Raw genomic sequence first — 22,373 nt, 5'->3', positions numbered from 1 at the left:
CTTACTCCGCTGCCACTTTTGTTGGCGTAACGTTGAGAACGGCGGCCGCTTCTTTCGCCACCGACGTGCCCTCGAAGAAGCGTGGATTCTGCGTGCCCCACAAGCGCACGGCATTGGCGAAGGCAAAATCGCGGAAGTCGTCCGGCGTTATGAACTCGTCCTCGACCAGCTCGTAGGCTTCGGGCACGGGCATGAGCATGTCCGGCACGTCGAAATGACCGATATCGGAGCTGAAGATCGCGTTGATCCGTGCGCCAAACGGATTGGCGCGGCCGAACGCCGTGACGTTCATGCGATCGTCGGCCTCGCAGCCGAAGTAGTAGGGTCTCGCGTAGAGGTCGATCCAATCCTCCTTGCGCGTGATCTGGCAGGCGGCGAAGTCGTCCAGCACCGGCACACCGCCGGTCGGCTCGTCCTCCTCGCGGCTCGGCCAACCGTCGCGGCGCACTAGCTCGGCGGCCATGTCCGCATCGCCGTACTTGTCGACGAGAGTTCTGAGCAAGGAACGGTCGAGCTTGCGGGGATCCATGTAGGCGATGCCCTTGGCGCCGCGCCGTTCCCAATGCTCGATCAGATCGGCAAAGAGCTGGCAGCCCCAGCCGACGCCGCCTTCGAGGAACGCGAAGTTGAGATCGGGGAAGCGCCGCGTGACGCCGCCCAGGAACAACCCCTTGGCGATGGCATGGCCGGCCGAGGCGAAGTGGCCGATGTGATTGAACGTGAAGTTGCTGGGCGAGGCGCGCAGGGCAAAGCCGCGGCCGCCGGCATGGAAGGTGGGAGCCACGCCGAGCTCGCGGCACTTCTGCCAGACGGGATCGTAGTCGTGATCGCTATCGAGCCCGATCGAGTCATAGGACACGACGAATCGCGCCAGCGCCGGATCGAGGCCACCCGCGATCGGCATGCGGCGCGCGAAGGCACCGCCGAACATGCCGACCTTGGCGCCGAGCTGCCTGGTCGCGAACTCGAGCTCCTCGATCGCCTCCTCGGGCGTGAACATCGGGATGATGGCTGCGGGCGTGAGCCGGTCCGAAAGCTTGGCGAAATACTCCGCCGTCACGATGTTGAAGCCGCGTGCGATCGCACGGCGTGTCTCGTCGTCCTGGATGCGTGGGACGCTGAGCCCCGCGGTCGGGTAGATGATGCCGAAGTCGATGCCGAGCTCGTCGAGCCGGTCGTAGAGCAGGCGCGGTATCATCGCCGTGGCGCGATCGCGGGTGTTCGTCGACTGGCGGCCCCAGTAGTTCTCCATGGCGATCCCGCGCTGCTTGCGCTCGGCGATCGACAGTCCCAGCGCGTCAGGAATCCGCCGCTGGGCGGCGAGAAAGCCGTCGGCCGCCCTGTCGCCCGCGACCTTGCGCATGCGCTCGGCGAACACCGGCGTGTACTCGACCCAATGGCCGTCGGCGTCGATGATGGGGTGCTTGAGACTGGCACGAACCTGCGCCGGACTGCGATGAGAACTCATGCGCGCCTCCAGGATCACAATTCGCCAACCAAAAAAGGGAGGCTACGGTAGTCCTCCCGCCTCGATCCCGCAACGAAACCACGGTCAGGGCCATCCGCCCTGCGATTGCAGAAGAGGTGTCGTTGCCTAGCCGAACCGGCCAGGGTCGCAGGCCTGCAGCGCCTCGGGCAGCTCTTCGCCTTCGATCTGACGCGCAATCAGGCGGCCGGTCGCGGTGGCGAGCGTCAGGCCGACATGCTGATGGCCATAGCCACAATAGACGTTGGCCAGTCGCGGCGCGCGACCGATGGCGGGGCGGAAGTCGGGCAGGCTCGGCCGTTCGCCGATCCAGCGGCTGCGCTCCTCGCCGCCGACGCCGGGAAAGACGTCCTTGAGATGCTTCACCAGGAGGTCGGCGCGATGCCATGACGGCGGTTGGTGAGGTGCGGCGAGCTCGACGGTGCCTGCGATGCGCAGGCCTTCCTCCATTGGTGTGATGAAGAAGCCGCGCTCGGCCGGACTCACCGGCAGGTCGAAGCGCACATTATCGGGCGCCAGCATGACGTGATAGCCGCGTTCGGCGACCAAAGGCGCATTGAAGCCGAGCAGCCGCGTGAGCTCGCCCGAGGCGCGGCCGGCGGCGATCACGACGGCGTCGGCGGCGAGCTCGGAATCGGTGAGCTGGACCGCGGTGACGCGATTGCCGTCGCGCCGGAACCCTCGCACTTTCCTGCGCACGATGCTGCCGCCGTCGGCCGTGAAGCGCTCTGCCAGCGCCGTCACCAGCCGATAGGGATTGATCGTGTGCATGCCGTGCGGGTAGTAGACGCCGCGTACGATGCGCGGGCTCAGGCCCGGCGCCAGGCCGCGCGCGCGATCGCCGTCGACGATCTCGAAATTCGTTCCCTTGGCCTCCTGCAGCGCCCGCTCCTCGGCGCCGCCGGCAAAGGCGATCTCACTCTCGTAGACGTAGAGCGCGCCCTTGCTGCGGAACAGATCGGCGAGGCCGGACGCCTGGATCTCGGCCTTCCAGGCAATGTTGGCTTCGGCCATCAGCGGGCCGAAGGAATCGACGCCTTTCTTCACCTCGGCGGCGCTGTAGGCTGCGCGCGCAAATCGGGTCATCCAGGGCAGAAGTTGCGGCAGGCTGGGCGGATGCACGGTGAGCGGGCCGTCGCGGTCCATCAACATCCGCGGTATGCGCTTCAGGGTCGAGGGCCGGGCGAGCGGCAGGACGTGATCGATGGCGATGAAGCCGGCATTGCCGTAGGACGTCGCCCGGCCGGGCTCGGCGCTGTCGACAAGAGTGACGCCGTGGCCGGCGCGCTGCAGTGCGCGGGCGGTAGCAGTGCCGACGATTCCGGCGCCGATCACGATGACGGGGGCTGAATTGTTCATCGGCGGACGTTAGCACGGGCGCTGCGACCGCCCAGCAATGCGATTGAATTGCGCCCGTGAATGATTATTTAGCGTGCCATGTCCCCACAATCCGACACGGCATCCCCCGGCTGGCATGCCACGACGATCCTCTCTGTGCGCAAGGCCGGGCAGGTCGTGATGGCGGGCGACGGCCAGGTCTCGATGGGCCAGACGATCGTCAAGGGCAACGCCAAGAAGGTGCGCCGCATCGGCAACGGCCAGATCGTCGCCGGCTTCGCCGGCGCCACCGCCGACGCCTTCACTCTGTTCGAGCGACTGGAGGCGAAGCTCGAGCGCCATCCGGGCCAGCTGCTGCGCGCCTGCATCGAGCTCGCCAAGGATTGGCGCACCGATCGCTATCTGCGCCGTCTCGAGGCGATGATGGCGGTGGCCGACAGGGAAGTGTCGCTGCTGCTGTCCGGTACCGGCGACGTGCTGGAGCCGGAAGGCGGCCTGATCGCCATCGGCTCAGGCGGCAACTATGCGCTCGCCGCGGCGCGGGCACTGCTCGACGTCGAGGGTCTCGACGCCGAGGCGATCGCGCGCAAGGCGATGGATATCGCCGCCGATATCTGTGTCTACACCAACCACAATCTCGTCATCGAGAAGCTCTGAGTAGAGTCCATGGGCAACGACTTTTCCCCCCGCGAGATCGTCTCCGAACTCGACAAGCACATCATCGGCCAGCAGGACGCCAAGCGCGCCGTCGCGATCGCGCTGCGCAATCGCTGGCGCCGCCTGCAGCTTCCCGAGGCGCTGCGCGAGGAGGTGTTGCCGAAGAACATCCTGATGATCGGTCCCACCGGCTGCGGCAAGACCGAGATCGCGCGCCGTCTCGCAAAGCTTGCAAATGCGCCGTTCCTCAAGGTCGAGGCGACCAAGTTCACCGAGGTCGGCTATGTCGGCCGAGACGTCGAGCAGATCGCACGCGATCTGATGGAGGCCGCCCTCGACATGACGCGCGAGCAGATGCGCAAGGATGTGCGGGCCAAGGCCGAACTCGCCGCCGAGGATCGCGTGCTCGACGCCCTTTGCGGCGCCAATGCCAGCGAGGACACGAGGCTGCGCTTCCGCCAGAAGCTGCGCGCGGGCGAGCTGAACGAGCGCGATGTCGAGATCGAGGTCGCCGACCAGGGCGGTCCGATGCAGTTCGAGGTCCCGGGCCAGCCCGGGGCCTCCGTGGGCATGATCAATATCAGCGACATGCTGGGCAAGGCCTTCGGCGGGCGCACCAGGAAGCGCAAGATGACGGTCGCCGAGTCCCACGAGACGCTGATGCGCGAGGAGAGCGACAAGCTCCTGGACCAGGAGCGCGTCGTGCGCGAGGCGCGCGAATCGGTCGAACAGAACGGCATCGTCTTCATCGACGAGATCGACAAGATCACCGGGCGCAGCGAGTTCCGCGGCGGCGGCGACGTGAGCCGCGAGGGCGTGCAGCGCGACCTTCTGCCTCTGATCGAGGGCACGACGGTGAACACCAAGCACGGGCCGGTGAAGACCGACCATGTGCTCTTCATCTGCTCCGGCGCCTTCCATCTCGCCAAGCCGTCGGACATGTTGCCGGAGCTGCAGGGACGGCTCCCCATCCGCGTCAGTCTCGCCTCGCTCAATCAGGAGGATTTCCGCCGCATCCTGACCGAGCCAGAGGCGAGTCTGGTCAAGCAGTACAAGGCGCTGATGGCGACCGAGAAGGTCGAACTCGATTTCAAGGAAGATGCGATCGACGAGCTGGCGCGGCTTTCGGCGGAGATCAACGGGACGGTCGAGAATATCGGCGCGCGCCGCCTGCACACGGTGATGGAGAAGCTCCTCGAAGAGATCAGCTTCACCGCCTCCGACAAGCCCGGCCAGAGGATCGAGATCGACGCTGGCTATGTGCGCGAGCGTGTGAGTTCGCTGGCCAAGAACGCCGACCTCAGCAAGTACATTCTGTAGCTTCGGCTATAAGCAGTAGGTCTCGACCAGGTCGACGAGATATGCCGCGCCGTTGGTGCCCCAGAGCACGAACGAGACGGCGGTCGCGGCCACGGCCAGCGTGGCGACGCTCCACAGGATCAGGGAGCGCCAACCGGCTGTCATGCGGGCTGCGCCGCCAGCGCCGCCGGCCGTGGCACCGGCTTCTCGACGATCGGCCAATGCAGCAGGGCCGACACCACGCCGAGCGCGATCGAGATCCACCACATGGCATCGTAGTTGCCGGTGAGGTCGAACAGCACGCCGCCGCCCCAGCCGCCGGCAAAGCTGCCGACCTGGTGGCCGAGGAACACGAAGCCGTTCAGCATGGTGAGGTGGACGGGCCCGAACATGTAACCCACGAGGGACGTCGTCAGCGGCACCGTGCCGAGCCACAGGAAGCCGAGGGCGCCCGCGAAGGCGAGCACCGACGCCGCCGACACGGGCGCCAGCACGAAGGCGAGGAACACGACCGAGCGCAGCAGATAGAGCGACGCCAGCAGGTTCTTGCGCTGGAAACGGGCGCCGAGCGCGCTCCACAGGATCGAGCCTGCGATGTTGAAGAGACCCACCATGCCGATGCTCCAGCCGCCGAGCTCGGCAGGCGACAGCCTGAGACCGAAGAGGGAGAGGCCGATGCCCTTGTCGGAGATATAGGCCGGCAGATGGCCGCCGACGAAGGCGACGTGGAAGCCGCATACGAAGTAGCCGATCACCAGCAGCACGTAGCTTCGCTGGCCGAAGGCCTCGACCAGCGCCTCGCGCGAGCTCTGGGCGCCGGCCCTGGAGTTCTTGGCGGCCGCGATCTGCCGGCTGTCGTTGAGCCCGACTGGCAACAGGATCATGAGCACGGCGACTGCCGTCAGCGCCCACATGGTGGGGCGCCAGTCGCCGAAATGGTTCTGCAGCACCGCAGCGAGCGGCACGATGAAGAACTGGCCGAACGAACCGCCGGCCGAGCAGATCCCGATCGCCAGCGCCTGCTTCGCCGGCGGCGCGACGCGCAGGATCACGCCGAGCACCGGCCCGAAGGTCGCCGCCGAGAGTCCGATGCCCACGAGGACGTTTCCCAGCACCAGCATCACGCCGCCATGCATGGTGGCCGTCGCGATCATGCCCAGCACGTAGACCGCACCTCCGCCGGCGATGGTGGGGGCGGAGCCGAATCGGTCGGCAAGACGTCCTGAAAACGGCGCGAAAGCTCCCATCAGCAGCATGGAGAGCGCGGTGCCGAAGGAAAACAATTCGCGGCCCACATGCAGCTCCGCTGAGACCGGTTTCAGGAATATGCCAAAGCTCTGGCGGACGCCCAGCCCGATGGCGAGGACGAGGAAGCCGCACCACACGGCGGTCCAGTAGGAACGGTTGCTCATGCGCACCAACTTGCGGCGGCAGCGCACAGTTTTTCAAGCAGCAGCCGCGCTCGCTGCGATAGAATACTTCATGGCGCCACAAGCCGCGATGTGGCTCGAAGCGAGGACATGATCTCAAGATTGGTCGGGGCGGGGCTGGCGGCTCTTCTGATGCTGACGATCGGTGCCGCAGCGGCGGCGCCGCGCCTCGAGCGTGACCGCTGCGCTTTCAAGCCGCCGCGCGGCGACAGGCTCGAATGCCACACCCTGATCGTGCCGGAAAATCGCGCCCGGCCGGAGGGCCAGCAAGTTCGCCTCAAGGTGGCGGTCCTGAAAGCTCGTCGGGCGCTCGGCCGCGATCCTGTGATCTATCTGGCCGGCGGGCCGGGCGATGCGCCGCTCGTGGCCTACAATGCCGGTGGCGACCCGCTGGCCGAAGGCGACTGGTGGCGCGACACCGCCGCAATCCGTCGCAAGCGCGACGTCATCATCCTTAGCGAACGCGGCGCCGGAGGCTCCAGGCCCAATCTCGATTGCTTCGAGGCGCGCGACTCCGAGCCGGCGCGGGCGCGTCGCCGCACTGTCACCGAGCCGCAGGAACGGGACATTTTGCAGGAGTGTCGCGCCGACCTCGACAAGCGAAAGATCGATCTTGCGATGTATGCGACACCCGCGCTCGCCGACGACGTCGCCGATCTGGTCAAGGCGATGAAGCTCGAAAAGGTCAATCTCTACGGCATCTCCTACGGCACGCGCTGGGCACTCGAGATCATGCGGCGCCATCCCGCGCTGGTTCGCGCGGCCGTGCTGGATGGTGTCTATCCGCCCGAAATCAACGGCGAGCAGAACGAGCCCGAGATCGTTCGCAGGGCGTTCGAACAGCTCTATGCGGACTGTGCCTCGGACAAGGTCTGCCGCACGCGCAATCCCGATCTGGATACCGTTACCCGCGCGCTGGTCGCCAATGCCGATCGCGAGCCGATCGAAATCACGCTCGAGATCGACGATCAATCCCGGACCGTCAAGCTCGACAGCACGAAGCTCCTGCTGGTGCTGCTGTACATGATGCGCGAGGGCGATGCGGCGATGGTGCCGGAGACGGTCACGGCGCTTTCACGAGGCGATCGGCGTTTGATCGCCCGATTTGCCGAAGCGCTGGAGGAAGACGACGGCGCCTTGACCGAAGGAAACGCGCAGCAGTTTGGCGGGCTTTTCAACACCATCGAATGCCGCGAAAGCTGGGCGGTCGTCGACAAGACGGCGCGTGACCGGGCGATCCAGGATGGCGGCATTTACAGTCTGAGTGCCCGGATGAGCAGACTGGGCGCCTTCTGTCCGGTCTGGCGCGTGCCGAAGGCGCCGTCGTCGGAACGGGAGCCCGTGGAATCGGGCATTCCAACTCTTCTGCTGAGCGGCGGCTACGATTGGCTGACCCCGCCGGAATGGGGGCACGAGGCGGCGCGACATCTCTCGCTCTCGCGCCACATCGTCTTTCGCGCCCTGGGTCATGGCGTTTCGGCGCAGGACGCTTGCGCGGCTCGCTTGCGCAACGAGTTCATCGATGTGCCCGATCCGCGCCGCCCGCCCGCCTGCCGGTCCGACAGCCCGCTCGACTTCGCCGACGCCGCCGAACGGGCCAAGACCTTGCCCTGATTCACCGCTCTGGCTCCAGGCTTTGGCAGTTTGAGCACGGCTTGAATCTGCCCCCCGTGCGCTCTTTAGCTTCAACGTGAGGGTGTTCGTTTGCTAGACTGGATAAGATTAGACATAAAAAAGAAGTAAAATTAGGAAAGAGCCAACCCAGTCGTGCCGGTCATGTATGTCCCAGGGGTCGCGCTCGGAGCGCTGGCTGTTGCGGCGACCCTTGCCGCGGTATCGGGACGCGGTCTCCTGCTGGCGGTCGTCTATCCCGTTACTGCTTTGGCGGCGATTGCGCTCGGCGCGATCGACTTGGCGGTATGGCTGGGCCACGCCGGATTTGCGGCCGTGCTGCCGATCGGTTTGTCGACGATCGGGCTTCACTTGCGCCTTGACCCGCTGTCCGCGTTCTTCGGCTTGGTGATCAACGGCGGTCTGCTGTCCGCTAGCCTCTACGGTATGGGGCTGGATCACGCGAAAGAGCTCACGCCGCGCGTGGAACCACTATTCCCGCTGTTTGCGGCGGCCATGAATCTCGTTCTGATCGCCGACGATGCCTATGCTTTCCTGTTTTCCTGGGAGCTGATGTCACTCACCTCGTGGGCGCTGGTGGTGGCGCACCATACGAACGCGGAGAACCGGCGGGCTGGGCATCTCTACCTTGTCATGGCGGCCATCGGTACGACGGCGCTTCTGTTTGCTTTTGGCGGCCTTGCAGGTCCAGCGGGCGGCTATGTGTTCGACACCATTCGCACCCATACCGCGACACCGATGATCGCGGCGCTGGTGTTGACGACCGCGCTGGTGGGCTGCGGCTCCAAAGCCGGCCTTGCTCCCCTGCATGTCTGGCTTCCGCTCGCCCATCCCGCAGCGCCAAGCCATGTGTCGGCCCTGATGAGCGGCGTCATGACCAAGGTCGCTCTCTATGGCTTCGTGCGCATCGCCTTCGACTTGCTCGGGCCTCCGGCGTGGTGGTGGTCACTGCCGCCGATCGTGCTGGGTGCGATCACCGCGGTGTTGGGCCTGCTCTACGCTGTCTTCGATCGCGACCTCAAGCGCGTGCTGGCCTATTCGACGGTCGAGAATGTCGGCGTGATCTTCGTGGCACTCGGCCTCGCGCTCGCCTTTCGTGCCAATGGACAGCCCGCAGCCGCCGCCGTGGCAATGGCCGCGGCGCTCCTGCACATCCTGAACCACTCCTGGTTCAAGTCTCTGCTCTTCCTGGGCGCAGGCGCTGTACTGCATGTAACGGGGCGGCGTAATCTCGAGGCGATGGGTGGCCTCATCCATCGCATGCCGCGAACGGCGGCGTTCTTCCTCGTGGGGGCGCTTTCCATCTCCGCCCTGCCGCCCCTCAATGGTTTCGTGTCCGAGTGGCTGTTGTTCCAGTCGGTCATCGCCGCGCCCGCCTTGCCGCAGTCGACGCTGAATTTCGCCGCCCCCACCATCGGGGCAATGCTGGCCTTGGCGGCGGCGTTGGCGGCTGCCTGCTTCGTGCGCGTCTATGGCATCGCCTTCCTTGGCCGCCCGCGTAGCGTCGAGGCGGCGCGTGCGCACGAGGTAGCACTTGTGCAGCAGATCGCGATGGGGGGGCTTGCGCTTCTTTGCATCTTGGGCGGGCTGCTCGGGGCATTTCTGACGGAAGCCCTCACGCCGGTGCTGAAAGGGCTCGTGGGCAGCGGGTTGCCCAATGCCGGCACAGGACCAACTCCCTTCTCACTGATCGCCTTCGAGCCCTCCCGCAGCAACTACGATGCGGCGATCATCGTGCTCTTCGTGGCGATCGCGTCGGTTGTCACGCTGCTGGTCGTGCATCGCCTGTCGGCCCGTCGCACGCGACGCGGGCCGGCATGGGATTGCGGCTTTCCCGATCCGTCGCCGGCCCTCCAGTACAGCGCCGCGAGCTTTGCCCAGCCCTTGCGGCGCGTCTATGGCGCCGTGGTCTTTTCCGCTCGCGAGACGGTGGTGATGCCGCCGCCGGGCGATCTTCGTCCGGCACGCTTCTCGGTCGCCTTGATCGACTACGTATGGACGACCCTCTATGTCGCGCCGTGGCGCGCCCTGCTGAGGCTGTCCGAACGTCTCAATGCGCTGCAGTTCCTTACCATCCGGCGTTACCTCGTACTGATGTTCGCGGCCCTCGTCATCCTGCTTTCAATCGCCGCAGTGACGGTATGAGCGCCGATCTCGTGATGCGGGTCTTGGCGCAGGGCGGGCAGATGTTCCTGGTGCTGCTGATCGCGCCGCTGGCTGTCGGCGTGGTGCGGCGGGTCAAGGCCCGCCTGATGCGTCGTCAAGGCGCGCCACTCCTGCAGGGCTATCGTGACCTCGCCAAGCTTCTGCGCAAGGAATCGGTGGTGGCCGAGAGCGCCTCGTGGCTGTTCCGGGCAGCGCCCTCTCTGATCTTCGCCCTCACGTGGGTGGCCGCGGCGCTGGTCCCGAGTTTCGCCTCCGGACTGATGTTCAATTGGGCGGCCGACGTCGTGGCGCTGGTCGCGCTGCTCGGCGCCGCACGTGCGCTGCTCGCGCTGGCGGGGATGGATGTCGGCACGAGCTTCGGGGGCATCGGCTCGTCGCGCGAGATGATGATCGCCACGCTTGCCGAGCCGGCGATGATGCTGATCGTCCTGACGCTTGCCATCGCCGCCGGCACGACCAGGCTCGCCGGCGTCGCCGACTTCTTCATTGCCGAGCCACTAGCGGTGCGGGTATCGCTGGCATTGTCGCTGGTTGCGCTGATCATCGTGGCGCTCGCCGAGAATGCACGCATCCCGGTCGACAATCCGACCACTCATCTCGAGCTCACCATGGTCCACGAGGCGATGATTCTCGAGTACTCGGGACGCCATCTCGCCTTGGTCGAGGCTGCGGGTTACCTGAAGCTGGTTCTCTATCTCTCGCTGCTGATCTGCCTGTTCGCTCCCTTTGGCATGGCGCCCGCCAGCGCAGGCATCGGCGGCTGGATCGTCGGGCTGCTGGCCTGGACCGCAAAGCTTCTGGGCGGCGCCGCGCTGCTGGGCGTGTGGGAGGTGAGCATCGCCAAGATGCGCGTGTTTCGCCTGCCTGATTTCCTCGGCATCGCCTTCGTGTTCGGCTTCCTGGCGATTCTGCTGGCGTTCCTTGCGCGAGGGGCGGTCCAGTGATTCAAGGATATGAGCTTTCCCATTTGTTGGCCGGCGTCATGCTGGTGACGAGCTTTGCGCTCCTCTACCAGGAGCGCATGGCCGCGGTGCTCAAGACTTTCGCGGCGCAATCGGTCACGCTGGCGCTCGCCGTGGCCTGGGCGGCGTGGTCGCAAGACCGGTCGGAACTCTTCATCACCGCACTGATCGCCCTCTGCCTCAAAGGCATCGTCATTCCGGTAGCGCTCCATCGCACGGTGGTGCGATTGGGCATCCATCGCGAGGTCGAGAAGGTGGTCGGCGTGGGCCTCGCCCTGATGGTCGGGCTCGCCCTCACGGGCCTGGCGCAGGCGCTGTTGCTCAAGGTCGCGCAAGGCACGGCGAGCCATGCGCGCGAAGGGCTGGCGTTGGCCCTCGCCATCATCCTTCTCGGCTTTCTGATGATGATCGTGCGGCGCAATGCCGTCACCCAGGTTGTCGGTTTCATGTCGATGGAGAACGGTCTGATCCTCGCTGCCACCGGCGCGCGGGGCATGCCGCTGGTCGTCGAGGTCAGCGTCGCTTTCTCGGTGCTGATCGCCCTTTTCGTGTTCGCGGTCTTCGTATTTCGCATTCGCGAGCGCTTCGACACGATCGATATCGAGGCGCTCGACCGCATGCGCGGGGACACGCGCTGATGCACACCTATCAGATCGTGGTTCTCGTGCCCTATGTGGCGGCGCTCGTGCTGGCGGCCATTCCCGGTTATCGCACGGGGGCGATCGTCAATGTGCTTGCTTCCGCCATAACCTTCGCCGCCGGCCTGTGGCTGATCGGCGACGAGAGGACGGTTGGTCCCTATGCGATCGTCGACGAGTTCAACATCGTCTTCATCGCCATCAACACCCTTGTGGGCTTCACTACCTCGATCTTCAGCGCCTCGTACATCGGCCATGAAATCGAGACCGGCCGGCTGCCGCCCAGATTCGTGCGGTTCTACCACGCCATGTTCCAGGCGATGATGGGGTCGATGAACGTTGCCCTGGCCGCCAACAACATCGGCCTCATCTGGGTCGGGCTGGAACTGGCGACGCTGATCACGGTGGTGATGGTCGGCCTCTACCGGACGCCTCAGTCGATCGAGGCAGCCTGGAAGTATTTCATCCTGGCGAGCGTGGGGATCTCGCTCGCCTTCTTCGGCACCATCCTGATCTATCTGGCCGGCCAGCCGGCGCTGGGCGAGGGAGTGCCGGCGATGACCTGGAGCCTTCTCCAGGGGGTAGCGGCGAAGATGGATCCGGCGATTCTCGATCTTGCGTTCATCTTCCTCCTGATCGGCTACGGCACAAAGATCGGGCTGGCACCGTTGCATGCCTGGCTGCCGGACGCCCATGCCGAGGGGCCGACGCCGATATCGGCGGTGCTGTCCGGCCTTCTGCTGAACGTTGCGCTCTACGCGCTGCTGCGCTTCAAGATGCTGATTGCCGGCCAGCCGACGGCGCTCAACCCCGGCCCGGTGATGATCGTGATGGGGCTGGTCTCGCTGATCTTCGCGGCTTTCATGCTCTACCAGCGCCGCGACATCAAACGGCTGTTCGCCTATTCGTCGATCGAACACATGGGCCTGATGGTCTTCGCGTTCGGCATGGGCGGACCGCTCGCCAACTTCGCCGGCCTCCTGCACATGGCCATGCACAGCCTGACGAAGTCCGGCATCTTCTTCGCCGTCGGCCACATCGCTCAGGCCAAGGGTACTCAGCGCATCGCCGAGATCACCGGACTGAGCGAAACGCATCCCCGGCTGGCTGTCGCTTTCGCACTTGCGGTGCTGGCCATCTCCGGCATGCCGCCGTTCGGCGTCTTCGCCAGCGAATTCCTGATCCTGACGACGACCTTTGCGCGCGAGCCGTGGCTCGCCCTGTTGCCGGCCTTCGGCCTGTTGGTCGGATTCGGCGCGCTACTGATGCGGCTGCAGGGCACAATTCTGGGTGTGCCAACGGGGCCGGCGCACCGCGTGGATGCCTCGTCCGTGCCCATGGTCCTGCATCTCGCACTCGTGCTGGCGGCGGGCGTCTTTCTGCCGGCAGTGCTCGTCGCCTGGTTCCAGCGCGCCGCGGAGCTTCTGGGATGACCGGTACCGCACTCGCCGACCTCATTGCCGGCAACCATGCCGGGCCGGACGGCTATGTGCGTCTGGACGTCACGTCCGACGTTTGGACGGCGCTGGCGGAGGGCTGCGCGGCCGGTCAGCATGACCTTAGCGCGCTGTGGGTCGACGAAGGCAGGGTGCGCATGGCGCTGAATGGCAAGGGCCGTCGCGCCATCTTGTCGCTCAAGACCGACAAGGGTGCCTATCCTTCTGTCTCGGTCCATCACGCTCCGGCGCTGCGGTTGGAGCGGGCGATGCGGGACCTGCATGGTGTGCGGCCGGTCGGCCTGCCCGATGGGCGGCCTTGGCTTGATCACGGACGATGGCCGGGGCGCGAAAGCACCGCCCGATACGAATTCCTTCGCGTCGAGGGTGACGATCTGCACCAAGTTGCTGTCGGACCAATTCATGCCGGCATTATCGAACCTGGTCACTTCCGCTTCACCGCGAGCGGAGAGACAGTGGTGCGGCTTGAGCAGCGGTTTGGCTACACCCACAAAGGCGTCGAACGGCTGCTGCAGGGGGCCGACGTCGCGCGGGGTGCACGCATCGCCAGCCGCATCTCCGGCGACAGCACGGTCGCCTATGCCTGGGCTTTTGCCCGGGCGGTCGAGACGGCCTTGGGCTGGAGCGTACCACCACGCGCCGTACTGCTGCGCGGCATCCTCGCCGAGCTCGAACGGCTTTCGCATCACATCAACGATGTGGGCGGGATCTGCAACGATGCAGGCGTGATCACGATCAACGCACGCTGCATGCTGCAGCGTGAGGACGTACTGTTGGTCGCTGCCGCCTGCTTCGGCCACCGCCTGATGATGGACTGCGTCGTACCGGGCGGCGTCGCGACCGATCTGTCACAGGACGGCATCGGTCCGATCCGCGACCTTCTCGCGCGGCTGGAGGAAACACGCGCCGAGATCCTGCGTGTCTACGACGGCCTGCCATCGCTCCAGGATCGCACCGTCACAACTGGCGTCGCGAGGCCCGAGCTCGTGCGCCAATATGCAGCGGGCGGCTTTGTCGGTCGCGCTTCCGGGCGAGCCTTCGATACGCGCAAAGCCTTTCCCTATGGGCCTTACGATAGGCTCGATTTCGAGGCCAAGACACGCATAGACGGCGACGTTGATGCACGCCTGCAGGTGCGCATGGACGAGATCGTCGAGAGCCTTCGGATGGTCCGAGAACTCCTAGATCGGCTTGAACCCGGCGACATCCGAAGCGAGCCGCCGCCGTTCGTCGCCGGCGAAGGGGCGGCGTTGATTGAGGCCTTCAGGGGCGACGCCTTCCTGAGCGTGACCCTCGATAGCGCAGGGCGTCTGGGTCGCGTGCATATACGGGACGCGAGCTGGTTCCAGTGGCCGATTCTTGAAGCAGCGATCGAGGGCAACATCATTGCCGACTTCCCGATCTGCAATAAATCCTTCAACTGCGCCTACTCGGGTCAGGATCTATGAGGCGTGCGCCATGAGATCGTTTCTGCTCGATGCCTTGCGCAGGGGAAAAGCGACGGTCATGCCGCCCGTGCCGGAGCCGGCGGCGCTCGAGGAGCTGGCGAAGGCGCTGGCCGAGCGGGCAAGACAGCAGCTGGGCCGGTCGCTTGCCATTCGCGAGGTCGATGCCGGCTCCTGCAACGGCTGCGAGCTCGAGATCAATGCGCTCAACAACCCGGTCTATGACATCGAACGGTTTGGTCTGAAGTTTGTGGCCTCACCGCGGCATGCCGACGTCTTCCTGGTAACGGGACCGGTGACGTGGAATATGCAGGAGGCACTCTTGCGCGCCTACAATGCCGCGCCCGAACCAAAATGGGTCGTCGGCGTGGGCGATTGCGCTGCCAATTGCGGGGTTTTTGCCGGATCGGACGCTGTCGCTGGACCACTTGCCAGTGTTCTTCCCGTTGACCTGCATATCGGCGGCTGCCCGCCGGCGCCCATTCAGATCGTGAAGGGCCTCCTGGCACTCATGGAAAAGGCCGGATAATCGCGCGTCAGCCCTTGGCCGCCAGGCTCTTGAACAGCGCGTCGCTGCGCTCGTCGGCCGGGAAGAAACATTCGATGCGGACTTCCTGGAGCGTCACGTCCTGCGGCGTGCCGAGCGTGGCGATGGTGGTGAACACCGACAGCGACTTGCCGCCGACGATATAGTCGACCGTCAGCACCGGGGCCGGCCGGTCCTCGAAGCGCAGCTTGCGGAACGAGGCCGGCACGTCAGGGTAGGCCATGATCTCCTCGATGAAGGCGAGGGCCTTTGGTTCGCCGCCGTCGGCCAGGATCTCGGCATAGGTCGTCGACACAAGATAGCGCGCCACTTCTTCCCAGTTGGCGATCTTGGATCGCAGTGCCTTGGGGTCGAGCAGCCAGCGCAACACATTGGGGCCCTTGCCTGGCGGCGGTGCGGGCGGGGGGCCCTCGAACAGGAAGATGATGAAGGCGTTGGCCGCCTCGTTGGCCTGCAGGAGGTTCCACAGCCGGTCGATGACAACGGCAGGATAGGGCTCCTGCTGCTTCAGCATGCGCTCGATCGCCTGGCGCACCGGCCCGAGTTCGGGCGCGGCGAGATTGCTCTCCCGATAGACCGGCGCGAAGCCGGCCGCCAGCAGCATGGCGTTGCGCTGGCGCAGCGGGACGTCGAGGGCCGAGGAGAGCTGCACGACCATCTCCCGGCTCGGCCGCGCGCGGCCCGATTCCAGGAAGCTGACATGACGCTGCGACACGCCCGACTGCAGGGCGAGCGCGAGCTGGCTGGCGCCACGGCGGCGGCGCCAAGCGCGCAGCATGGGGCCGAACAGGTCGGGCTGGCTGGCTGTCGCAGGCATAGCTGTGTTCATCATGGTGCAAACAGTAGCACCGGCCCGCAGGTCCGCCGATTACCCGAAGCGTAATTGTCCGGCAGCCGATTCGGACGGAATTCTCCTGTCGTCGACACATTCCAGGGAGGATGTCATGAACGTTTCGGCCGACCGCCTGCTGCGCCGCACGCTGTGGGGCAACGCCATGTTTTCCGCCGTCTCGGGCGCCGTGATGGCGATCCTTGCAACCCCGCTGGCAAGGCTTGCCGTCCACGAGCCGGCGGCGCCGGCTGGCCTCGACGTTGCCATCGTGCTCGAAGTGCTGGGTCTGGGGCTGATTGCCTTCGGTGCCGCCTGCGCCTGGATCGCTTCGCGCCGAATCCTGCCAGCAGCGTGGGCACGCGTCATATTCGCCACCGATCTGGCTTGGGTCGTGGGAAGCGTGCTGGTGCTCGGCCTGCCGTCGGTATGGACCACCGTTGGCATCGTGGCCGTCGTGATCCAGGCGTTGATCGTGGCCGACATCGCCATCCTGGAGTATCTGGGCCTGCGCCGCCTCGGGGCCGACCACTGAACGGAGACGACATGGACAAGGTGCAATTCCTGAACGACCGCCAACTGCCTTTCGCCAAGGTGCTCGGGCTCAAGTTCGTGGCGGCGAGTGAGACCGGCGTCAGGGCAGAGATGGTCGTCCGGCCCGAACTCTGCACGCGGCCGGACGTCCTGCACGGCGGTGCCGTGATGGCCTTCGCGGACACACTGGGCGCGGCTGCCACCGTCCTCAACCTGCCCGAGGGCAAGGGCACGACCACGATCGAGAGCAAGACCAATTTCGTGGGACCCGCGCCAGTGGGCACGACGGTGATCGGCGACACGACGCCGATCCATCGCGGACGGCGGACGCAAGTCTGGACGACCCGCATCACGACCGCCGAGGGCAAGCTGGTCGCGGTCGTCACACAGACGCAGATGGTGCTCTAGCTCAGTGGATGAGGGCCGGGACGAAGGCTTGCAGCGCCTTGTCCGCATCGGCCTGTGTCTGGCCGGTGCCCGATGCCCAGTCGATGCGGATCTTCAGGAAGTAGTCGTGGTAACCGGTCATCAGGAGCTTGCTGTAGAGGCGCCCGCTGGCCGCATGGACGCTGTAGACGATGCAGCGAAACGTGACGCTGCCATAGGCGCAGGTGGACGGCACCGTGGGGCGTTCGAACTGATGATATCCGGCGCCGGTGAGCTGGGCCGCGGCCTGGTTCACCTCGGTCGTGAACTGGGTCAAGAGGGCGGGGCTGTCGCTGCCCGGCGGCACGCGCCGTCCACCGTCATAGAGGATGACGTAGATCTGCATCTTGTTGATGCCGTAAAGGTAGACGGCACCGCTGCCCTCGGCCTCGCCGCGCTCGAAGCTGGCGCCGCCCAGGGTCGGTGGAAAGTTGAGCCTGGTCCCCGGATGCACGGTGGGCGCCGGGCCGGGCGCCTGCGCCAGTGCGGCGCTCGCGATTGCCATGATCGCCGCGACGAGCGCCAGCAGCCTAGACATCGAGGTTCGCCACCTTGAGCGCATTGTCCTGGATGAAGTCGCGGCGCGGCTCGACCACGTCGCCCATCAGCGTCGAGAAGATTTCATCCGCCTCGTCGGCATGATTGATCTTGACCTGCAGGAGCGTGCGCGCCTCGGGATCGAGAGTTGTCTCCCAGAGCTGATCCGGGTTCATCTCGCCCAGGCCCTTGTAGCGCTGGATCGTCATGCCCTTGCGCCCGGCCTCGAGCACAGCGGCGAACATCTCGGTCGGCGAGGCGATGGTCGTCTCCTTGTCCTTCGCCACGAAGATGCCGGGCTGCTGATAGACCGCCTGCAGGTCGGCGGCCAGCGCATCCAGGCGACGCGCCTCGGCGCTCTTGATCAGCGGGCCATCGATTACGTGCCGTTCCTGCACACCGCGCAGGCGCCGGCTGAAGGCGAGGCCGCCATCCGCCGTCGGCTCGCCGGTCCAACCGCGCTCCAGCGGCGGGCTCACCGCATTCAGGCGCCGCGCGATGTAGTCGGCCGTCTGCCGCGCAAGATCCGCATCGGCCAAAACATCCGGCTTGAAGGCGCCGGCAATAGCCGCCTGCTCGATCACCGCCTGGTTGGTCACGCGGCGCGAGAGCGCAAGCGGCTTCACGAGATTGGAGACCGAGCGGGCGATGTCGACCGTGTGCCGCAGATCGTCGCTCGCCTGCACGGTGCCGTCGCCGAGCCGGAGCGTGGCGCCCTCGAGTCCAGTCCGGATCAGGTGATCGTCCAGCGCACGCTCGTCCTTGAGGTAGATCGCCGACTTGCCCTTGACGGATTTGAACAGCGGCGGCTGGGCGATATAGAGATGGCCCCGGTCGATGAGCTCGCGCATCTGGCGGTAGAAGAACGTCATCAGGAGGGTGCGGATGTGGCTGCCGTCCACGTCCGCGTCGGTCATGATGATGATCTTGTGGTAGCGCAGCTTCTCCAGGCTGAAATCGTCGACGCCGATGCCCGTGCCCAGGGCCGTGATCAAGGTGCCGATCTCGGCCGAGGACAGCATCTTGTCGAAGCGGGCGCGCTCGACATTCAGGATCTTGCCGCGCAGCGGCAGGATCGCCTGGTTGGCGCGATTGCGGCCCTGCTTGGCCGAGCCTCCGGCCGAATCCCCCTCGACGATGAAGAGCTCGGAAAGCGCTGGATCACGCTCCTGGCAGTCGGCCAGCTTGCCCGGCAGCGAGCTCACATCGAGCGCTCCCTTGCGGCGGGTGAGCTCGCGCGCCTTGCGCGCCGCCTCGCGCGCCGCCGCCGCCTCGACGACCTTGGTGACGATCTTGCGCGCCTCGGCCGGGTGCTCCTCGAACCACTGGCCGAGCTTGTCGCTGACCACCGATTCGACGACCGGCCGGACTTCCGAGGAGACCAGCTTGTCCTTGGTCTGCGAGGAGAATTTCGGGTCGGGCACCTTGACCGACAGGACGCAGGTCAGGCCCTCGCGCATGTCGTCGCCGCTCAGGCTCACCTTCTCCTTCCTCGAGATGCCCGACTCGTCGGCATACTTGTTCAGCGTGCGCGTCAGCGCGCCACGGAAGCCGGCGAGATGCGTGCCGCCGTCGCGCTGCGGGATGTTGTTGGTGAAGCACAGCATCGTCTCGTGATAGCTGTCGTTCCACTGCATCGCGACTTCGACCGAGATGCCTTCCTTCTCGCCGCGGATCGAGACCGGCGGGTTGTGCAGCACCTGCTTGTTGCGGTCGAGATACTTGGCGAAGGCCTCGACTCCGCCTTCATAGAAGAGCTCGGAAACCTTGGTCTCGGCGCCGCGCTCGTCGGTGAGGATGATGCGCACGCCCGAGTTCAGGAAGGCAAGCTCGCGCAAGCGGTGCTCCAGGGTGGCGAAATCGAACTCGGTCCGGGTGAAAACTTCGGGCGAAGGCAGGAAGCTCACCTCGGTGCCGCGCTTGCCCTCGGGTGCATCGCCCACCACTTCGAGATCTTTCTCCCAGTTGCCGCCATCGCGGAAGCGCACAAAGTGTTCCTTGCCGCCGCGCCAGATACGCAGGTCGAGCTGACTGGAGAGTGCATTGACGACCGCAGCGCCTACGCCATGCAGGCCACCTGCGACTTTGTAGGCGTTCTGATTGAATTTCCCGCCGGCGTGGAGTTGGGTGAAGATGACGACGGCAGCGGAAATGCCTTCTTCCTTGTGGATGTCAACCGGCACGCCGCGACCGTTGTCGCGCACGGTGACAGAGCCGTCGCCATTCAGGACGACATTCACCGCATCGCAGTAACCGGCCAGCGCCTCGTCAATCGCGTTGTCGACGATTTCGTAAACCATGTGGTGTAAACCACTGCCGTCGTCGGTATCTCCAATATACATGCCCGGCCGCTTGCGCACGGCTTCCAGCCCACGCAGAACTTGAATCGAAGCGGCGTCGTAGTCCTCGCCGTTTCCGTTTCCACTTCCGTTGCCATTCGGCACTTGCTCGTTCTCGTCCATCGTCCCGATCCTGAAAGCGTTCAGCCTGCCGCGATGGTTCCGTCGGCGACGCGCAAGAGCTGCGCGCGGCCGGCCAGCGGCTCGAAAAGGCCGGCGTCGGTGCCGGTCATCCAGCTCTGCGCGCGCAGCGCCACGATCTCCTCGAACAGCGCGGCGCGGCGCTCGGCATCGAGATGCGCCGCGATCTCGTCCAGCAGCAACAGTGGCGGCTGTCCGCGCGACAGCGCCACCAGCCGGGCATGCGCCATGGTGATCGACACCAGCAGAGCCTTCTGCTGGCCGGTGGAACCTTCCGCGGCCGGCAGGTCGAGATCGAGATGGCGTACGCTGAGGTCGCTGCGATGCGGCCCGCAAGATGTGGTGCCGGCTTCGGCGTCGCGCAAGCGTCCCGCGGCCAGCTCGGCGCGCAACCGGTCCTCGACATCGAGCGCGGCCATCGAGGCGATCCAGCCATCGACCTCGCCGGCCATGGCCAGCGAGGCGCGGGGAAAAGGCCCGACCCCCAGCCGCGCCGCCGCATCGAGCCGATGGACGGTGTCGGCGCGTGCCGCCGCCAGCGCCACGCCGTGGCGCGCCATCGTGTCCTCGAGGGCGGTGAACCAGTGCGGGTCGCGGTTGCCCTCGCCCAGCAGGCGGCTGCGCTGGCGCAGGGCATTCTCGTAAGCGGCAACATCGCCCGCATGCTCGGGATGGAGAGCCGTCACCAGCCGGTCGAGGAACCGCCGCCGTTCGCCCGGGCCATCGAGAAACAGGCGGTCCAGTTGCGGCGTCAACCATACTGCCGCCGCGTGCAGGCCGAGGGCGGTCTGACTTGCAGCCGGCCGGCCGTCGATCCGGACGACCCGTCTTGGCATGCCGCCTTCGTTGCGCGCCGGCTCGAGACCCGTGCCGATGGCAAGCCGGCCCTGCGCCGTGTCGAGCGTCGCGGCCACGGCCCAGGTCGAGGCCACCGGCTGCTCGCCGCGCGCCCGGCGCGTGATCTCGTCGAGCCGCGCCCGGCGCAGGCCACGCCCGGGAACAAGGAAGGACAGCGCCTCAAGGAGATTGGTCTTGCCGGCGCCGTTCGCGCCCACCAGCACCACGGGCTCAGGGCCGCAATCGAGGCGAAGCCCGCGATAGTTGCGGAAATCGGTCAGTCGAACCTGGCGCACGGCCAGAAGGGCCGGCGCTGCGCCGGGTGCGGCGTCGGAAGAATAGGCGAGCGCGTTGATCGGCGGCGGCGTCATACCCGCATCGGCATGAGAACATAGAGCGCGCTCTCGTCGGCGCCGTCGCGCACCAGGGTGGGCGAGCCCGCGTCGGCCATCAAAAAGCGCGCCTCCGCTCCGGCGATCTGCTCGGTGATGTCGAGCAGGTAACGCGAGTTGAAGCCGATTTCGAGCGCCGTGTCCTTGTAGTCGACCTCGATCTCTTCGGTGGCGCTGCCCGCGTCGGGGCTGGTGGCCGACAGCGTGACCACGCCCTTGCCGACAGCAAGCTTGATGGCCCGAGATTTCTCGGTCGAGATCGTCGACACGCGATCGACGGCGTTGGCGAACTCCTTGCAGGGAACGTTCAGCACCTTGTCGTTGCCTGTCGGGATGACACGCTCGTAGTCTGGAAAAGTGCCGTCGATCAGCTTGCTGACCAGGGTCACGCCGCCGCTGGCGAAACGGATCTTGGTGTCGGAAAGCTCGATATCCACCGACCCGTCGCTTTCATCGAGGAGCTTGCGCACCTCGTTCACGGTCTTGCGCGGCACGATCACGCCCGGAATGTCGCCGGCGCCTTTCGGCAGCGGCACTTCGACCCGCGCCAGCCGATGGCCGTCGGTCGCCACGCCGCGCAACACCTCGGTGCCCGCGGCCTTGGCGGCATGGAAGTAGATTCCGTTCAGGTAGTAACGTGTCTCTTCGTTGGAAATGGCGAAGCGCGTGCGGTCGATGATGCCCTTGAGGTCAGTCGCCGGCAGCTGGAAGCGATGCGGCAGGTCGCCCTCGTTCATCGCCGGAAAGTCGGCCGGCGGCAGGCACTGCAGGGTGAACCGCGAGCGGCCGGCGCGAATCACGAGGCTGTTGCCGTCGCTTGCCGTCTCCAGCTCGACCTGCGCCCCGTCGGGCAGCTTGCGGACGATCTCGTAGAGGGTGTGCGCGGGCGCCGTCGTCGAGCCGGCCTTGGCGGCGCTCGCATCGACGGTCTCGCTGACGGCGAGATCCATATCGGTCGCCGCAAGGCTCAGCCGACCCTTCTGGGCGGTGATCAACACGTTCGACAGGATGGGTATCGTATTCCGCCGCTCGACCACACTCTGGACATGGGCCAAGGCCTTGAGAAGGGCCGCCCGCTCGATCGTCAGTTTCATGGTTGGGTCGCTGTAATCGGGGCCGATTGGAGGTGTTTTTGGGCCCACCGCGCCAGGGGCGGAGAAGCCCCGGCAGGATGGCTGAAAAGTATACCACGGAGGCCGACGGCTGAAAGCGATTTCGCCCGCAATATGAGGCGTTTAGGCTGCCTTCGAGGCACGAAAAACGGGGCCGTTACGGCCCCGT

20 protein-coding genes are annotated in these 22,373 nt (G+C 66.0%); 11 read left to right on the top strand and 9 right to left on the bottom strand.

Annotated elements, in window-relative coordinates; translation table 11 throughout:
• Position 1 precedes the first annotated feature (1 nt).
• The gene (locus VH499_RS10350; protein WP_332052642.1) at positions 2-1,468 is read right to left on the bottom strand and encodes an amidohydrolase family protein; all 1,467 of its coding nucleotides are present in this window, start codon (positions 1,466-1,468) and stop codon (positions 2-4) included.
• Positions 1,469-1,594: 126 nt separating this feature from the next.
• Positions 1,595-2,845, bottom strand: a complete 1,251-nt coding sequence (locus VH499_RS10345) for an FAD-dependent oxidoreductase (protein ID WP_332052641.1) — start codon at positions 2,843-2,845, stop codon at positions 1,595-1,597.
• A 78-nt stretch (positions 2,846-2,923) separates the two neighbouring features.
• Here VH499_RS10345 and hslV point away from each other — a divergent pair, with 78 nt between their 5' ends.
• Together hslV and hslU are read left to right on the top strand one after the other, a co-directional pair.
• Positions 2,924-3,481: an ATP-dependent protease subunit HslV gene (hslV, locus tag VH499_RS10340; protein ID WP_332052640.1), complete on the top strand. Its 558-nt coding sequence runs from the start codon at positions 2,924-2,926 to the stop codon at positions 3,479-3,481.
• 9 nt (positions 3,482-3,490) lie between these two features.
• Positions 3,491-4,801 carry an ATP-dependent protease ATPase subunit HslU gene (hslU, locus tag VH499_RS10335; protein ID WP_332052639.1) on the top strand — a complete coding sequence of 437 codons (1,311 nt, stop codon included), beginning with the start codon at positions 3,491-3,493 and terminating at the stop codon, positions 4,799-4,801.
• A gap of 6 nt (positions 4,802-4,807) precedes the next feature.
• Here the strand turns inward: hslU and VH499_RS10330 are convergent, their stop codons facing one another.
• Both VH499_RS10330 and VH499_RS10325 read right to left on the bottom strand, forming a co-directional pair.
• Positions 4,808-4,945 carry a hypothetical protein gene (locus VH499_RS10330; RefSeq protein ID WP_332052638.1) on the bottom strand — a complete coding sequence of 46 codons (138 nt, stop codon included), beginning with the start codon at positions 4,943-4,945 and terminating at the stop codon, positions 4,808-4,810.
• Positions 4,942-6,192, bottom strand: coding sequence for an MFS transporter (locus tag VH499_RS10325; protein WP_332052637.1), 1,251 nt, complete (start codon positions 6,190-6,192; stop codon positions 4,942-4,944). Before VH499_RS10325 ends, VH499_RS10330 begins: the two co-directional genes overlap by 4 nt.
• A 108-nt stretch (positions 6,193-6,300) precedes the next feature.
• On the opposite strand from VH499_RS10325, the gene VH499_RS10320 reads away from it, so the two are divergent.
• From VH499_RS10320 to VH499_RS10290, 7 genes are all read left to right on the top strand, one after another.
• Positions 6,301-7,824: an alpha/beta hydrolase gene (locus VH499_RS10320; protein ID WP_332052636.1), complete on the top strand. Its 1,524-nt coding sequence runs from the start codon at positions 6,301-6,303 to the stop codon at positions 7,822-7,824.
• A 162-nt stretch (positions 7,825-7,986) separates the two neighbouring features.
• Positions 7,987-9,987 (top strand): hydrogenase 4 subunit B, encoded by a 2,001-nt coding sequence (hyfB, locus tag VH499_RS10315; protein WP_332052688.1) that lies wholly within the window; start codon positions 7,987-7,989, stop codon positions 9,985-9,987.
• Positions 9,984-10,952, top strand: a complete 969-nt coding sequence (locus tag VH499_RS10310; protein WP_332052635.1) for a respiratory chain complex I subunit 1 family protein — start codon at positions 9,984-9,986, stop codon at positions 10,950-10,952. Before hyfB ends, VH499_RS10310 begins: the two co-directional genes overlap by 4 nt.
• Positions 10,953-10,990: 38 nt before the next feature.
• Positions 10,991-11,608 (top strand): hydrogenase-4 component E, encoded by a 618-nt coding sequence (locus tag VH499_RS10305; RefSeq protein WP_332052687.1) that lies wholly within the window; start codon positions 10,991-10,993, stop codon positions 11,606-11,608.
• Entirely contained in the window at positions 11,608-13,041 is a 1,434-nt protein-coding gene (locus tag VH499_RS10300) for a hydrogenase 4 subunit F (protein ID WP_332052634.1), read from the top strand. The genes VH499_RS10305 and VH499_RS10300 overlap by 1 nt, the downstream gene beginning before the upstream one ends.
• Positions 13,038-14,513, top strand: coding sequence for a hydrogenase expression protein HypE (locus tag VH499_RS10295; protein ID WP_332052633.1), 1,476 nt, complete (start codon positions 13,038-13,040; stop codon positions 14,511-14,513). The genes VH499_RS10300 and VH499_RS10295 overlap by 4 nt, the downstream gene beginning before the upstream one ends.
• A gap of 10 nt (positions 14,514-14,523) precedes the next feature.
• On the top strand, positions 14,524-15,039 hold the full coding sequence (locus VH499_RS10290) for an NADH-quinone oxidoreductase subunit NuoB (protein ID WP_332052632.1): 516 nt from the start codon (positions 14,524-14,526) through the stop codon (positions 15,037-15,039).
• 7 nt (positions 15,040-15,046) lie between these two features.
• Here VH499_RS10290 and VH499_RS10285 read toward each other — a convergent pair whose 3' ends face one another.
• Complete coding sequence (locus VH499_RS10285; protein WP_332052631.1) at positions 15,047-15,889, bottom strand: helix-turn-helix transcriptional regulator; 843 nt, start codon at positions 15,887-15,889, stop codon at positions 15,047-15,049.
• A gap of 112 nt (positions 15,890-16,001) precedes the next feature.
• On the opposite strand from VH499_RS10285, the gene VH499_RS10280 reads away from it, so the two are divergent.
• Entirely contained in the window at positions 16,002-16,421 is a 420-nt protein-coding gene (locus tag VH499_RS10280) for a hypothetical protein (protein ID WP_332052630.1), read from the top strand.
• An 11-nt stretch (positions 16,422-16,432) separates the two neighbouring features.
• Entirely contained in the window at positions 16,433-16,828 is a 396-nt protein-coding gene (locus VH499_RS10275; protein WP_332052629.1) for a PaaI family thioesterase, read from the top strand.
• Position 16,829: 1 nt separating this feature from the next.
• Here VH499_RS10275 and VH499_RS10270 read toward each other — a convergent pair whose 3' ends face one another.
• The 4 genes from VH499_RS10270 to dnaN are packed head-to-tail and all read right to left on the bottom strand — an operon-like array spanning position 16,830 to position 22,186.
• A complete protein-coding gene (locus VH499_RS10270) occupies positions 16,830-17,384 on the bottom strand; it encodes a hypothetical protein (RefSeq protein WP_332052628.1) in 555 nt (184 codons plus the stop codon).
• Entirely contained in the window at positions 17,377-19,845 is a 2,469-nt protein-coding gene (gyrB, locus tag VH499_RS10265; RefSeq protein ID WP_332052627.1) for a DNA topoisomerase (ATP-hydrolyzing) subunit B, read from the bottom strand. Before gyrB ends, VH499_RS10270 begins: the two co-directional genes overlap by 8 nt.
• Positions 19,846-19,865: 20 nt before the next feature.
• On the bottom strand, positions 19,866-21,071 hold the full coding sequence (gene recF / locus VH499_RS10260) for a DNA replication/repair protein RecF (protein WP_332052626.1): 1,206 nt from the start codon (positions 21,069-21,071) through the stop codon (positions 19,866-19,868).
• Positions 21,068-22,186, bottom strand: coding sequence for a DNA polymerase III subunit beta (dnaN, locus tag VH499_RS10255; protein WP_332052625.1), 1,119 nt, complete (start codon positions 22,184-22,186; stop codon positions 21,068-21,070). Before dnaN ends, recF begins: the two co-directional genes overlap by 4 nt.
• Between the last annotated feature and the right edge of the window lie 187 nt (positions 22,187-22,373).

The sequence above is a fragment of the Reyranella sp. genome, assembly GCF_036558665.1.
Taxonomy (GTDB): domain Bacteria; phylum Pseudomonadota; class Alphaproteobacteria; order Reyranellales; family Reyranellaceae; genus Reyranella.
This window is presented reverse-complemented; position numbering and strand designations above follow the sequence as displayed.

Excerpts from the sequence above, each read along its gene's own strand:
- VH499_RS10325 (WP_332052637.1), bottom strand. The coding sequence starts at position 6,192 with ATGAGCAACCGTTCCTACTGGACCGCCGTGTGGTGCGGCTTCCTCGTC.
- VH499_RS10280 (WP_332052630.1), top strand. The coding sequence starts at position 16,002 with ATGAACGTTTCGGCCGACCGCCTGCTGCGCCGCACGCTGTGGGGCAAC.
- VH499_RS10270 (WP_332052628.1), bottom strand. The coding sequence starts at position 17,384 with ATGTCTAGGCTGCTGGCGCTCGTCGCGGCGATCATGGCAATCGCGAGC.
- hslU (WP_332052639.1), top strand. The coding sequence starts at position 3,491 with ATGGGCAACGACTTTTCCCCCCGCGAGATCGTCTCCGAACTCGACAAG.
- VH499_RS10345 (WP_332052641.1), bottom strand. The coding sequence starts at position 2,845 with ATGAACAATTCAGCCCCCGTCATCGTGATCGGCGCCGGAATCGTCGGC.
- VH499_RS10300 (WP_332052634.1), top strand. The coding sequence starts at position 11,608 with ATGCACACCTATCAGATCGTGGTTCTCGTGCCCTATGTGGCGGCGCTC.
- VH499_RS10275 (WP_332052629.1), top strand. The coding sequence starts at position 16,433 with ATGGACAAGGTGCAATTCCTGAACGACCGCCAACTGCCTTTCGCCAAG.
- VH499_RS10305 (WP_332052687.1), top strand. The coding sequence starts at position 10,991 with ATGCTGGTGACGAGCTTTGCGCTCCTCTACCAGGAGCGCATGGCCGCG.
- VH499_RS10295 (WP_332052633.1), top strand. The coding sequence starts at position 13,038 with ATGACCGGTACCGCACTCGCCGACCTCATTGCCGGCAACCATGCCGGG.
- dnaN (WP_332052625.1), bottom strand. The coding sequence starts at position 22,186 with ATGAAACTGACGATCGAGCGGGCGGCCCTTCTCAAGGCCTTGGCCCAT.
- VH499_RS10320 (WP_332052636.1), top strand. The coding sequence starts at position 6,301 with ATGATCTCAAGATTGGTCGGGGCGGGGCTGGCGGCTCTTCTGATGCTG.
- gyrB (WP_332052627.1), bottom strand. The coding sequence starts at position 19,845 with ATGGACGAGAACGAGCAAGTGCCGAATGGCAACGGAAGTGGAAACGGA.
- VH499_RS10350 (WP_332052642.1), bottom strand. The coding sequence starts at position 1,468 with ATGAGTTCTCATCGCAGTCCGGCGCAGGTTCGTGCCAGTCTCAAGCAC.
- VH499_RS10310 (WP_332052635.1), top strand. The coding sequence starts at position 9,984 with ATGAGCGCCGATCTCGTGATGCGGGTCTTGGCGCAGGGCGGGCAGATG.
- VH499_RS10285 (WP_332052631.1), bottom strand. The coding sequence starts at position 15,889 with ATGATGAACACAGCTATGCCTGCGACAGCCAGCCAGCCCGACCTGTTC.
- hyfB (WP_332052688.1), top strand. The coding sequence starts at position 7,987 with ATGTATGTCCCAGGGGTCGCGCTCGGAGCGCTGGCTGTTGCGGCGACC.
- hslV (WP_332052640.1), top strand. The coding sequence starts at position 2,924 with ATGTCCCCACAATCCGACACGGCATCCCCCGGCTGGCATGCCACGACG.
- VH499_RS10290 (WP_332052632.1), top strand. The coding sequence starts at position 14,524 with ATGAGATCGTTTCTGCTCGATGCCTTGCGCAGGGGAAAAGCGACGGTC.
- recF (WP_332052626.1), bottom strand. The coding sequence starts at position 21,071 with ATGACGCCGCCGCCGATCAACGCGCTCGCCTATTCTTCCGACGCCGCA.
- VH499_RS10330 (WP_332052638.1), bottom strand. The coding sequence starts at position 4,945 with ATGACAGCCGGTTGGCGCTCCCTGATCCTGTGGAGCGTCGCCACGCTG.